Origin of the sequence: Pseudomonas sp. MWU16-30323 (assembly GCF_020515595.1) — a bacterium.
GTDB lineage: Bacteria > Pseudomonadota > Gammaproteobacteria > Pseudomonadales > Pseudomonadaceae > Aquipseudomonas > Aquipseudomonas yamanorum.
The window spans coordinates 1-13,450 of sequence record NZ_JAIWYM010000004.1; the positions used below are offsets into that span (position 1 = coordinate 1).

The following is a 13,450-nucleotide window of genomic DNA, read 5'->3' on the forward strand; positions in this document are numbered from 1 at the left end:
AATAGCCGCCGTTACCCAAATAACGGATATACACCCCAAACCCAGCCTACACCTGCGACAGCAACAACCCCTCAAACTCAACCTGAACCCGCGCCTCATCACAATGCGCCACATTAAACCGCATAAAATCCCGCAACCCCGGCTCATACCCAAACAACGCCCCCGGCGCCAACACCATCCCGCGTTTCAACCCGGCCTCAGCCAGCCGCTCTCCATTAACCCCCGCCGGCAACCGCGCCCAGATAAACATCCCCCCCTCAAACCCCATCGGCAACTCACACCCACAACGCCGCAGCCACTGTTCAACCCGCCCCCCAGCCTCCAGCAGCCGCTGAACCATGCGCTTGCGATGCCTGGCATACCCGCCCTCACTCAACAGCCGATACACAATCTGCTCAAACAACTCCGACGTAATCCCGCCGCTCATCAACTTCATATTGGTCAAGTTCGCCGCCAACTGCGGCGCCGCCACCACATAACTGACCCGCGCATTCGCCGTCAGCACCTTCGAAAACCCCGACAGATACGTCACCTGCTCCAACCCCGCCAACGTCGCCAAACGCGGCGGCGGGTTGGGGTGCAAATCCCCGTAAAGATCATCCTCGACGATATGGCAGCGATACTCCCGAGCCAGCTGCAGCAAGCGAAACGCCTGGCTCGGACTGAACGAATGCCCGGTCGGGTTATGCAACACACTGGTGGTCAGATACAGACTGGGACGATGCTCCGCCAGCAACTGCTCCAGCGCGACAAAATCAAACCCGTCAGGCCGGCGCGCTATCGTCACCACCTTGACCCCATGCAACGCCAGGTTCGCGTGGAAGTTGAAATAACACGGCGCATCCAGCAACACCGTGTCCCCAGGCCGCGCCAGCAGGCGCATGAGCATGTCCAGCCCTTGCACCGTGTTGGGTGTGGTAATGATCTGCTCAACCGGCACCGACAACCCTTCACCATGGAGCTTCTGCTGCAACGCCTGGCGCAACGGCAGCAGGCCCGCCGGGGTGCCCAGCCCGGCGATGCGCAACGTGGGGGCACGCACGGCGCTGCGCATGGCCTGGCGCAACACGTCGGAATCCAGCCAGTCTTCCGGCAGGTGGCCGCCGCCGGGGCGCAGGTCGCCCTGGGCCATGACCAGGGGGCGGCGCAGTACGCTGAGCAGGTCCTGGGGCAGCAAGTCGACCCAGGTGCTGGACGACGGCTGCGCCAGGCTGCTGGCGACAAAGTGCCCGCGGCCTTGGCTGGAGGTCAGCAGGTGACGCCCGCGCAGGCGATCCAGTGCTTCATTCACGGTGAATTTTCCGACGCCCAACAAGGCCCCCAACTCACGCACCGACGGCAGTTTGCTACCGGCCGCCAACTCGCCTTGCTCAATCGCATGGGCCAGGGCATCGACGATCTGCTGCACCTTGGGCGCTCGGTCATGAAAGTGAATCGCAGGAATGGGCATCACACTGTCCTTAAGTTTGCCGCCAACTTTACCGGTAAAGTCTGCGCATATATCCGTGGAGTTTACCTGCCTAAGGCACCCCGTGCGCCCTAGACTGCGAACCTCACTTCCTGCTGTGAAATTCCACGCCATGGCCACCGCACTGACGCTGTCTTCGTTTTTGTATTTCCTGCTGTTGTGCACCACCCTGGCGTTCAGCCCCGGCCCCATGACCTTGTTGTTGCTCAGCCTCGGCTTGAAAGATGGCCTGCGCCGCTCCCTGCCGGCGCAGTTCGGGGCGAGTGTGTCCTACCTGATCTCGATCCTGATCTTTGCCGTGGGCTTTTCCGAACTGATCAAGGACTACCCGCTGATCACTCGGATCATCCAGGTGGTGGGCGTGGCCTACATCCTCTACCTGGCCTACAAGCAATGGACCAGCAGCGGCGTGACAATCAAGACCACCGACGCAACCCCGGAAAATGCCCGCAGTCTTTTCGGCAAGGGCCTGCTGACCGGACTGTCGAATCCCAAGGCGATCATCCTGTTCAGCGCCGTGTTCCCGCAGTTCGCCGCCATCGGCCAGGGCAGTGCCGCCACCGACATCGCGATCCTCGGCCTGACTTTCCTGCTGCTGCAATTCGCCAGCGGCTGCCTGTATTGCTACTTCGGTCAGCGCATCAAGCACGTCCTGGAGAACCCCAAGCGCCGGGTGTTGTTGCAACGAGCCACGGCGGTGCTGTTGCTGGGAGTTGCGTTAATGCTAGCCCGGGGCTTTTCCAACTGAAGGCCAGCTTATGAGTGGTAGTGGCGATCTGCCGTTGCCCTGATAGACTTCGGGCATTCATTCAGGATCAAGCCAGATCATGCCAGCCGCAGGAGGAAAGGGACTTTCGCTCGCTTCACGCCTGTACAAGTCGCGCGTCCTGGGATTAACCCTTGGGTTCATCTGCGTGGCCGCCGCCATCTACCCGCTGGATAAACCCGCCTGGGTCTGGGGGGTGATGATCGCTAACGCGTTCATCTGGCCGCATGTGGCGTACCAATGGTCGCGGTACTCGAAGAACTCCCTGCGCTCGGAACACCGCAACTTGCTGTTCGACTCGTTCTGCGGCGGTTTCTGGGTCGGCTCGATGCAGTTCAACCCGTTGCCCAGCGTGACCACCTTGTCGATGATGACCATGAACAACGTCGCCATCGGCGGCCCGCGCTTCATGCTCGCCGGCTGGGTGGCCCAGGCGCTGGGGATCGGCGCTTCGATGCTGGTGTTTACCCCGGCGGTGACGGTCCTGACCAGTGAAGTGCAGCTCTACGCCTGCCTGCCGATCCTGATGCTCTATCCCCTGGCCCTGGGCTGGATCTGCTACCGGCAAGCGATCACCCTGGCCCGGCACAAGCGCGAGTTGCTGGCCCTGAGCCGCACCGACAGCCTGTCGGGCCTGCTCAACCACGGCGCCTGGAAAGATCAACTGGAAATCGAGTTCCAGCGCTGCCGCCGCGACCAGCAGGGCGCCGCTATCGCGCTGATCGACATCGATCACTTCAAGACCATCAACGACACCTACGGCCATGTCACCGGCGATATCGTGCTGCGCCAATTGAGCAAAGTGCTGCGCCAGAACCTGCGGGCCACCGACCTGGCCGGGCGTTATGGCGGCGATGAATTCTGCGTGATCCTGCCGGACATGCCCCTGAACCGCGCTACCGAAGTGATGGATGCCCTGCGTGACCGCTTCAACTCCCTGGCCTACGCACAGGACCCGACCTTGCGCGCCAGTCTGAGTATCGGCCTGGCGCCGTATCGACCGGCCCACGGCGATGCCACCAGTTGGCTGAACGACGCCGACCAGGCGCTGTACGAAGCCAAGAGCGGCGGGCGCAACCGGGTCAGTTCGGTGCAGGGAAGTTGGCTGAGGTCGATCTGAGGATCAACAAATTGTTTTTTGTCAGGTAGGGTGGAGCGCTACCTTCCAACAAAAAACAAGGATCGGTTCATGCTCTTCAACTTCCCGCGTACCTTGCTGGCAGCCACCCTGGCGCTGTCGTTCGCCATGCCGGCCTTCAGCGCCGAACCTCACAAACAGATCCAGGCCGATTCCGAGCAGTACAAGGCCGATGCCTTGAAACTGCTGGAGCGCCTGGTGAATATCGATTCGGGCTCCGGCTACGAGCCGGGCCTGACCCAAGTGCGTGACATCGCCGTCGACGAGCTCAAGCAATTGGGTTTCAGCATCCAGCTGGTGCCGGATGCCGCGGCCCATAACAGCCATGTCATCGCCACCCTCAAAGGCACCGGCAAGGCCAGGATCCTGCTGATGGCCCACATGGACACCGTGTTCAAGGAAGGCTCGGCGGCTGCCCGGCCGTTCCACATCAAGGACGGCCGCGCCTATGGCCCGGGCGTGATGGATGACAAGGGCGGCATCGTCGCCGGCATCTACGCCTTGAAAGTCCTGAAAAACCAGGGCTTCAAGGACTACGCGCAAATCACCTTCCTGCTGGACGCCAGCGAAGAAACCGGCACCGACGGCGCGTCCGAGCTGATCCGCAACACTGCCAAGGGCCATGACGTGACCCTCAACCTGGAGCCGGGTCGCCCGGCGGATGGGCTGGTGGTGTGGCGCAAAGGCAGCGCCACCGCCGTGGTCGAGGTCAAGGGCAAGGCCGCCCACGCCGGCGTGGCTCCGGAGCTGGGGCGCAATGCGGCGATGGAAGCCGCGCACCAGATCCTGCAACTGGGCAAGCTGGGGGATGCCGAGAAGAAAACCACCATCAACTTCACCGTGATCAACGCCGGCGACCGGGTCAACGTGATCCCGGACCAGGCCACTGCCAAGGCCGATGTGCGGGCGGCGTTGCCGGAAGAGTTTGACCGGATCGAGAAAGACCTGGCGCGAGTCTCGGCCAACAAGCTGATCCCTGAGACTGAAGTGACCACCAGCCTGCACCGTGGCCTGCCGCCAATGCCGCAGACGCCGGAGTCGGACAAACTGGTGGCGATTGCCCAGGGGATTTATGGCGAGCTGGGACGCAAGTTGACCATTGAAGGCAGCGGCGGGGCGGCGGATGCCAGCTTGTCGGCTGGCGTGGGTACGCCGACCCTGGACGGGTTCGGGATTGTCGGGGGCAATATTCACACGCCTGAGGAATATGCCGAGGTGGAGAGTGTAGCGCCGCGGATTTATCTGCTGAGCCGGATGATTATGGAGCTGTCCAAGCGCTGATCTGAAACCACCCCTGAGCCTCTGTGCAAGCAGATCAACATGTGGGAGCTGGCTTGCCTGCGATAGCGGATTGTCTGTCATGAATGCTTTGACTGATACACCGCCATCGCAGGCAAGCCAGCTCCCACACTGTTCTGTGGTGTGAGTGAGGTCAGGTTGCGATCACCGGCTCCCGGGTCTTCTCCCGCCCCAACACCAAACTGCACAACGCCGGCAGGAACAGCAGCGTCAACACCGTCCCCACCAGCACCCCGCCAATCAGCACATACGCCAGCGACGACCAGAACACCGACAACGTCAGCGGAATAAACGCCAACGCCGCCGCCAGCGCGGTCAGGATCACCGGCCGTGCCCGGCGCACCGTGGCTTCGATGATCGCTTCGCGAATCACCATGCCCTGGTCCTGGTTCTGCCGGATCTGGTCGGTGAAGATCAGCGTATTGCGCATCAGAATCCCGCCAATCCCGATTAGCCCCAATATGGCGTTGAACCCGAACGGCTGGTTGAACAGCAGCAACGTCGGCACCGCCCCGATCAGCCCCAGTGGCGCGGTGGCGAATACCATGAACATCACCCCGAACGAACGCACCTGGAACATGATCACGGTCAACGTCAGCAGGATCATGATCGGGAACAGCGCCGCCAGGGCGACGTTGGCCTTGGCGCTTTCCTCCACCGGGCCGCCGATGACGATTTGATACCCGGCCGGTAGCTTGGCGATCAGGGGTTGCAGGTCCTTGTACACCCCCATTTCCACATCCGGCGGCTGGGTGCCGTCGACAATATCGGCACGCACTTCCACGGTCAGCGCACGGTTGCGGCGTTTTAGGATCGGTTCTTCCATCACCGCCTGGAAATGCCCGACCTGGGCCAATGGCACCGACACGCCGGCGTTGTTGGTGAGGGTCATGTTGTCCAGGTTGCCGAGGTCTTCGCGCTGGCTGCCCTGGGAGCGGGCGACCACTGAAACGGTGCGATTGCCTTCGCGTACTTCGGTGATCGGATTGCCGCTGAGCAACCCATTGAGCTGGGATTTCACCCCGTCGGGGGTAAAGCCCAGCAGGCGCAGGCGGTCCTGGTCCAGCACCAGCCGGTAACTGCTGGCGCGCTCGCCCCAGTCGAGGAAGCTGTCCCGCGTGAGGGTGTTGGCAGCGACCACTTGGCGCACCTCTTCAGACAGGCTGCGCAGTACATTCAGGTCGGGGCCGGACACGCGAAACACCACCGGGAACGGCACCGGCGGGCCGAATACCAACTGGGTGACCCGCACCCGCGCCGATGGAAATTCGCCTGCCGCGATGCGTTCAGCCATGCGTTTTTTCAGGGCGTCCCGGGCATGGGCGTCGGCGGTCTGCACGATCAGCTTGGCAAAGGCCGGGTCCGGCAACTCGGGGTTCAGCGACAGGAAAAACCGTGGCGCGCCACCACCGACGTAGGTGTCGACCATCACGGTTTGCGGCTCCTCCATCAGTGCCTTTTCCACCTGCGCCGCCACTGCCTCGGTGCTTTTGAACGCGCTGCCCGGCGGCATGTACACCTCAAGAATCAGCTCGGAGCGGTCGGAGTTGGGGAAGAACTGCTTCTTCACCACGCCCATGCCCAGGCCACACAGCACAAAGGCGGCCACCACCAGCCCGGTGACCCGCCAGCGTCTACGCACGCAAGCGTCCACCAGGCGGCGCAGTTTCTGGTAATAACGCCCGGCATAAATCGCATCGTGGCCGCCGACCACCGGCTGGATGTGGGGCAGCAGTTTGACCCCCAGGTACGGGGTGAACACCACCGCCACCAGCCACGAAGCGATCAGCGCAAAGCCGACGATCCAGAAAATATTCCCGGCATATTCCCCGGCACCCGAGCGGGCGAAACCCACCGGCAGGAAGCCGATAATTGTCACCAGGGTGCCGGTGAGCATCGGTGCCGCGGTGGAACTCCAGGCAAAGGTGGCCGCGTGGATCCGGTCAAAACCTTCTTCGAGTTTGACCACCATCATCTCGATCGCAATGATCGCGTCGTCCACCAGCAGGCCCAGGGAAATGATCAACGCCCCCAGGGTCACCCGGTCGAACTCGCGGCCGGTCATCAGCATGATCACAAACACGATCGACAAGGTCAGCGGCACGGCGGCCGCCACCACCAGCCCGACCCGGAACCCCAGGGCCAGCAGGCTGATGACCATCACCACGGCGAGGGCGACGAAGAACTTCAGCATGAATTCGTTGACCGCCAGGCTGATGTTTTTCGCCTGGTCGGAGACCTTGGCGAAGTTGACCCCAAGCGGCAGGTCGGCCTGGATTTTCGCTTCCTGGGCCTTGAGGGCCTTGTCCAGTTCCAGGCCGTTCCAGTGCTTCTCCATGATCACCCCAAGCATCAGCGACGGGTCGCCCTGATGGCGGATGCGGTAGCTGGGCGGGTCTTCATAGCCTCGGCTGACGGTGGCCACATCGGCGATGCGCAGCAGCTTGCCGTTGGCTTCCAGCGGGACATTTTCGATCAGCGCCAGGCTGTCGAAGGCGCCGTCGATGCGGATATAGGCGCGTGCCCCGGCAGTCTCCACAAAGCCTGAAGGCGCCACGGCATTCTGGGCGGCGAGGGCGGCGAAGATCTGTTCGGGCTTGATGCCCAAGGTGGCCAGGCGCTCATAGGAAAACTCGACGAAGATCCGCTGTGCCTGCTCGCCGAGGATGTTGACCTTCTTCACCCCCGGCAGATTGAGCAAGCCTTGGCGCATGTCCTCGGCCATTTGCACCAGTTGCCGGTGAGGCAGGTGCTCGGCCTCCAGCGCGTACAGGGAGAAGTACACGTCGGAGTATTCATCGTTGAAAAACGGCCCGATCACCCCCTTGGGTAACTTCGCGGCTTCGTCGCTGAGTTTCTTGCGGGTCTGGTAGAATAGGTCCTGGATTTCGCTGGGGCGAGTGGACTCCAGGTACGTCATGCGCATCGAGACAAAACCCGGCTGGGCGATGGTTTCGACGCGGTCGTAGTAGTCCAGCTCCTGCAGGCGTTTTTCCAGGCGGTCGGCCACTTGTTCCTGCATCTCCTGGGCGGTGGCGCCGGGCCAGGCGGCGGTGATGGTCATGACCTTGACGGTGAACGAAGGGTCTTCGGCGCGCCCCAGTTTGCCAAAGGCAAAGACCCCGGCGGCGAGGATCGCGATGATCAGGAACAGCGTAACCGCGCGATGCTTGACCGCCAGTTCGGAGAGGTTGATCCCGCGCATTATCAGGGTTCCTGCTGACGGTTGAGGGCCAATACCTGGGCCGGCAACAGGCGTACCGCGTCACCGCTGTGCAGCAGGTGCGCGCCAAGGGCGACGACGACTTGGCCGGGGCTCACGCCGCTGTCCAGCAACGCGTCTTCCTGGCCGAGGCTGGCGACGTTGACCGGGGTGAAGCTGACTTTGTCGTCGGCGCCGATCACCCACACACCGGTGCCTTTGCCGGCATCCTGCAGTGCGCCGATGGGCACACGGGTCTGTTGCGCCTGGCCGTTACCTTGCAGGCGCACGGTGATGGTCGAACCGAGGGCAAAGCGGTCGACGGGGCCGTGCAATACATAGCGGGCACGGTAGGTGCGGGTGGTCGGGTCGGCGCTGGCGGACAGCTCGCGCAAGGTGGCGGTCACGGCCTGTTCGGGAGCGCCGAAGGGGAAGGCCAGGGCTTTTTGCGAGGCCTGGTCGCGCTGGTTTTCCGGCAGGTTGACGATGGCTTCCCGGGCGCCGTCGTGGGCCAGGCGCGCCACCACTTGCCCCTCGGCCACCACTTGGCCGCGGTCTACCCGCACGTCGGTGATGATGCCGTCGCTGTCGGCCTTGAGTACTGAATAGGTGCGGCGGTTTTCGATCTGGCTGGCGTCGGATTGCGCCGAGGCCAGTTCGGCTTCGGCTACCCGCAGATTGGTCGCGGACTGGTCGAAAATCTGCCGCGACACCGCGCCGGTATTCGCCAGGCGCTGGTAGCGGGATTCGTCATCCCGGCGCTGACGCAGTTGCGCCTGGGCCGCATTGACGCGGTTTTTGGCCGAGCGCAGGGCCAGTTCGAAGTCGCCGATATCCAGCACCAGCAAGGTGTCGCCACGGCTGACGTGCTGGCCGGGATCCACCTTGCGCTCGATCACCTTGCCGCTGACGCGGAACCCCAAGTCACTTTCCGTGCGTGCGGCCACTACGCCGGTGTAGGCGCTTTGCTGGCTGCCGGCGGCTTCGACCTTGGCAGCGAGTACCGGGCGGGGTAGGGGCGCTTCGGCGACGGGGTCGGCCTTGTTGTTGCAGCCGCTGAGTACCGCTAACAGGGCCAGGGGCGTGAGAAGACGCAGGGGGAGAGGGTTCATGTCGGGCTCCGTGGGGCGGGGTGAGCTAAAAATTACGTACGTAATATTTGTCGCCATATTATGGCTGAAATATAAATTAATCCAGCCCCCGGATCTTTGTTCCACTGATGGGACGATCAGGGTCGGTTTTGCCGTCTAGCGCTGAATTGGTATCGGATTTAAGGTGTATCCATTACTGGAGACACATATGAAAAAGATCATCGGCATCTACACCAGCCCACGCGGCCATTGGGTCGGCGACGGCTTTCCGGTTCGCACGCTGTTTTCCTACGACACCATGGGCAAGCAGATCAGCCCGTTCCTGTTGCTGGATCACGCCGGTCCTGCGGCATTCACCCCGACCGAGCAACGTCGCGGCGTGGGCCAGCATCCCCATCGCGGCTTTGAAACCGTGACCATCGTGTACAAAGGCGAAGTCGAGCACCGGGATTCCACCGGCGCCGGCGGCACCATCGGCCCGGGCGATGTGCAATGGATGACTGCGGCAAAGGGCATCATCCACGAGGAGTTTCACTCCGAGGCCTTTGCCCGCAGCGGCGGCGCTCTGGAGATGGTCCAGTTGTGGGTCAACCTGCCGGCCAAGGACAAAATGACCGACGCCGGTTACCAGACCATTCTCGATGGCGATATCCCGACGCTGCCCCTGGCCGACAACGCCGGCAGCCTGCGCCTGATCGCGGGCGAGTTCGACGGAGTCAAGGGCCCGGCCCGTACCTTCACGCCGATCGACGTGTGGGACATGCGCCTCAACGCCGGCCGTTCGGTGACGCTGGACCTGCATGCCGGGCGCAACACCGCGCTGGTGGTATTGCGCGGCACGCTGCGGATCAACGCAACCGAGGTGGCGCGGGAAGGGCAGTTGGCACTGTTTGAGCGCGATGGCACGCAACTGCGCCTCGAGTCCAGCGACGACGCCATGGTGCTGTTGCTCAGCGGCGAGCCGATCGACGAGCCCATCGTCGGTCACGGCCCGTTCGTGATGAACACCGAGCAGGAAATCCACCAGGCGTTTGCTGACTATCAGTCCGGGCAATTCGGGCAGATGCAGCGCTAGGGCGCTATACCCTCCAAAGGCATTTCATGCGATCTTCATGGCATTCGCCCTGGAGTCGCCTGAATGCCCTCATTTATCTCCGATCACCCGATGTTCTGTGCCTTGGCGCTGGTGCTGATCGACATCGCCGTATGGCGCCTGATCTCTGCCGATTTCGCCAATTGGAAGCTGGCGGCGCGGCTGGTGATCTTTGCGGTGTTCAGCGCCGTGCTGTTCAACGAAGGCATGAACCCGATGCAGGTCGCGCCGTTCGGCGACAACGTCGCGCTGCACCTGGCGGCGACGGCGTTCCAGATCGGCTGGTGGTTGTTCGCGGCACGTACCCTCACGGTATTGCTCGGCGCGGTGATGATGCAGCGGGTCGGCCACACCGGGCGGCTGTTGCAGGACCTGGTGGGCGCGGTGATCTTCCTGATCGCGATCATCGCGGCCATGGCCTACGTGCTCGACCTGCCGGTCAAGGGCGTGCTGGCCACTTCCGGCGCGGTGGCGATCATCGTCGGCCTGGCGTTGCAAAGCACCTTGAGCGACGTGTTTTCCGGCATCGTCCTCAACACCACCAAACCCTACCAACTGGATGACTGGATCTCCATCGACGGCACCGAAGGCCGGGTGATCGACATCGACTGGCGCGCCACCCAACTGCAAACCTCCCAGGGCAGCCTGGCGGTGGTGCCCAATTCACTGGCGGCCAAGGCCAAGATCATCAACTTCTCGCGTCCGGCGGACATGTTTGGCCTGGCGGTCAGTCTGCAGGTCAGCCCCCATGCGCGGCCGCAAACCGTGCTGGACGCGCTGGAGCGGGCGATGCAGGGGTGTCGGCCGTTGCTGGCCAAGCCTGCGCCGAGTGTGGCGTTCAAGACGTCGGCCAGTGGTGGTGTGGAGTATGAGATCAGCGGGTTTGTGCCGGCGATGACGCTCAAGCGTGAGGTGCGTAATCAGCTTTATGATTTGGCGTTTCGGCATTTGCAGGCGGCGGGGGTGAGTTTGTTGTCGGCGGCCGAGAGCAATGCGCCGGTGGCGGTTTCCCGGGCTCGGGCGTTGTTGGAGAGTTCGTCTATTTTCTCGACCTTGAGGCAGGAGGAGAAGGAGACGTTCAGCCAGAACATGACGCTGCAGACCTTTCGCGCCGGGGAGATGATTTTGCCGGCGGGGGAGGTGAGTGATCACCTGTTTATCATTGAGTCCGGGGTGATTTCGGTGATGTTGACCAAGGCGGGGCACAAGTTTGAAGCCGGGCGGATGGGGCCAGGGGAGGTGATTGGTGAGGCTGGGATTTTGTCGGAGCAGGGTGTGCCTGCGGACTTTTCGGCGAAGACGTTTTGTACGTTGTATCGGATTGAGAAGGAGTATCTGAAGCCTTGTCTGGATGCTCGGCATGACATCAGTGAGGCTATGAAAAGCCTGCTGGATTTCAGGTTGCATGCGGCTCAGAGTTTGACCCAGGAGGCGCCTGTGGTGCCGGTTAAGAAGGGGTTTATGCAGTGGCTGCGGAGTCGGGCTTGACGGGGTACATATCCGTTATTTAGGTAACGGCTGCTTATGGTTCCGCTCTTACAGCGGGTCACTTTTGAAAAGCGCAAAAGTAACCAAAACGCTCTGCCCCGCCTGTCGGCACCTCGCTGGGGCTCGGTGTTCCCTCACTCCGGCACCGCGAAGCGGGCCGCCGCGACGGGCCATCCATGGCCCGGCGCGGCTAAACCGGCGTCCTGCCGGTTTACCCGCTCCGCAATACCTGCGTTCGGCCTCGGGCTTATTGGGGCAGTCAGATCAAAATCAAAAGCAAGAGCACAGCGGCCTCCCGGCCGGCTTGAGTGTTAAAAGCAAAGGCAAGATCCAGAGCGAAAGCCAAATCTGAAGCTGATGCAGCTCTGCTTTTCTGTGGGAGCTGGCTTGCCTGCGATGCAGACAACTCGGTACATCAGGCACACCGAGGTGATGCCATCGCAGCGATGCGGCGACCCGACAAGCCAGCTCCCACATTTGGACCGTGCCCGCTTTAGCTTTTGATTTTGCGCTTCAACACTCAAGCCGGCCGGGAGGCCGCTGTGCTTTTGCTTTTGATCTTGATCTTAGGCGCCCCGTTAAACCACGCTGGCCGAACGCAGGCTTTGGAGCGTGGGTAACCCGGCAGGACGCCGGGTTAGCCGCGCTGGGCCAAGGATGGCCCATCGCGGCGGCCCACGGTCCAAAGCCGGAGTGAGGGCACTCCGAGCCTAAGCGAGGTGCCGAGTGGTGGGGCAAGAGCGTTTTGCTTACTTTTGCGCTGTTCAAAAGTGAGCCGCCGTAAGGGCGGAACCCTAAGTGGCCGTTACCGCAGCAACGGATATGCACACCACACCCCCCCCACCGATCAAACACCCCTTGCGACCCCCCCATTTCTTTGCTAGCTTCTTACAAAATGTTAACGATAACATTTGCTCTAAAAATAAAAACAAAACAGAGATCCCCACCATGAAAATGCTTCCGAAAACCCTGTGTTTGTTGGCTCTGAGCATCAATCTTGGCACTTCTGGCCTGGCACTGGCCGACACCAAACCCGCCCCCATCCGCATCGGCGCGTCCTTCCAGGAAATCAACAACCCTTACTTCGTCACCATGAAAGACGCCCTGCAGGAAGCCGGGGCGACCATCGGTGCGCAGTTGATCATCACCGACGCCCGCCACGACGTGTCCAAACAGGTCAGCGACGTCGAAGACATGCTGCAAAAAGGCATCGATATCCTGCTGATCAACCCCACCGACTCGGTCGGCGTGCAATCAGCCGTCAAGTCCGCCCACGCCGCCGGTGTAGTCGTGGTCGCCGTCGACGCCCAAGCCGAAGGCCCACTGGACTCCTTCGTCGGTTCGAAAAACTTCGACGCCGGCTTCCAGGCCTGCGAATACCTGGCCAAGAACATCGGCGACAAGGGCAATATCGCTATCCTCGACGGCATCGCCGTTGTACCGATCCTGGAGCGCGTGCGCGGTTGCAAAGAGGCCGTGGCCAAGCACCCGGACATCAAGATCGTGAGCATCCAGAACGGCAAGCAGGAACGTGACCAGGCGCTGACCGTCACCGAAAACATGCTGCAGGCCCAGCCCACCCTCAAGGGCATTTTCAGCGTCAACGACAACGGCTCCCTCGGTGCACTCTCCGCCATCGAAGCCAGTGGCCTGGACGTCAAACTGGTGAGCGTCGACGGCGCACCGGAAGCGATCAAGGCCATCCAGAAACCCGGCAGCAAGTTCATCGCCACCTCCGCGCAATACCCCCGTGACCAGATTCGCCTGGCCCTGGGCATCGCCCTGGCCAAGAAATGGGGCTCGCAAGTACCGGCCACGATCCCGGTGGACATCACCCTGATCGACCAGGCCAAGGCCAAGGATTTCAGTTGGTAAAACACCCAGGCCCCACGCCAGGCGTGGGGC

9 protein-coding genes are annotated in these 13,450 nt (G+C 62.2%); 6 read left to right on the forward strand and 3 right to left on the reverse strand.

The genetic code is table 11. The features are described from left to right. Positions 1-46: 46 nt before the first annotated feature. On the reverse strand, positions 47-1,450 hold the full coding sequence (locus tag LIY45_RS06535) for a PLP-dependent aminotransferase family protein (protein WP_226475731.1): 1,404 nt from the start codon (positions 1,448-1,450) through the stop codon (positions 47-49). 130 nt (positions 1,451-1,580) lie between these two features. Here LIY45_RS06535 and LIY45_RS06540 point away from each other — a divergent pair, with 130 nt between their 5' ends. The 3 genes from LIY45_RS06540 to LIY45_RS06550 all read left to right on the forward strand — a co-directional run bounded on the left by LIY45_RS06540 (position 1,581) and on the right by LIY45_RS06550 (position 4,653). Then, positions 1,581-2,216: a LysE family translocator gene (locus LIY45_RS06540; protein ID WP_226475732.1), complete on the forward strand. Its 636-nt coding sequence runs from the start codon at positions 1,581-1,583 to the stop codon at positions 2,214-2,216. 79 nt (positions 2,217-2,295) lie between these two features. Continuing rightward, entirely contained in the window at positions 2,296-3,354 is a 1,059-nt protein-coding gene (locus tag LIY45_RS06545) for a diguanylate cyclase (protein ID WP_226475733.1), read from the forward strand. Positions 3,355-3,423: 69 nt separating this feature from the next. After that, positions 3,424-4,653 (forward strand): M20/M25/M40 family metallo-hydrolase, encoded by a 1,230-nt coding sequence (locus LIY45_RS06550; protein WP_017475209.1) that lies wholly within the window; start codon positions 3,424-3,426, stop codon positions 4,651-4,653. A 151-nt stretch (positions 4,654-4,804) separates the two neighbouring features. Here the strand turns inward: LIY45_RS06550 and LIY45_RS06555 are convergent, their stop codons facing one another. Both LIY45_RS06555 and LIY45_RS06560 read right to left on the reverse strand, forming a co-directional pair. Then, on the reverse strand, positions 4,805-7,876 hold the full coding sequence (locus LIY45_RS06555; protein WP_226475734.1) for an efflux RND transporter permease subunit: 3,072 nt from the start codon (positions 7,874-7,876) through the stop codon (positions 4,805-4,807). Positions 7,877-7,878: 2 nt separating this feature from the next. Then, a complete protein-coding gene (locus LIY45_RS06560; RefSeq protein WP_226475735.1) occupies positions 7,879-8,985 on the reverse strand; it encodes an efflux RND transporter periplasmic adaptor subunit in 1,107 nt (368 codons plus the stop codon). Between the two features lie 187 nt (positions 8,986-9,172). Between LIY45_RS06560 and LIY45_RS06565 the strand changes: the two genes are divergently transcribed. The 3 genes from LIY45_RS06565 to LIY45_RS06575 all read left to right on the forward strand — a co-directional run bounded on the left by LIY45_RS06565 (position 9,173) and on the right by LIY45_RS06575 (position 13,420). After that, positions 9,173-10,039, forward strand: coding sequence for a pirin family protein (locus LIY45_RS06565; protein WP_134326231.1), 867 nt, complete (start codon positions 9,173-9,175; stop codon positions 10,037-10,039). A 63-nt stretch (positions 10,040-10,102) separates the two neighbouring features. Beyond that, the gene (locus LIY45_RS06570) at positions 10,103-11,545 is read left to right on the forward strand and encodes a mechanosensitive ion channel domain-containing protein (protein ID WP_214498989.1); all 1,443 of its coding nucleotides are present in this window, start codon (positions 10,103-10,105) and stop codon (positions 11,543-11,545) included. Positions 11,546-12,493: 948 nt separating this feature from the next. Beyond that, positions 12,494-13,420 carry a substrate-binding domain-containing protein gene (locus LIY45_RS06575; protein WP_017475204.1) on the forward strand — a complete coding sequence of 309 codons (927 nt, stop codon included), beginning with the start codon at positions 12,494-12,496 and terminating at the stop codon, positions 13,418-13,420. Positions 13,421-13,450: the final 30 nt, after the last annotated feature.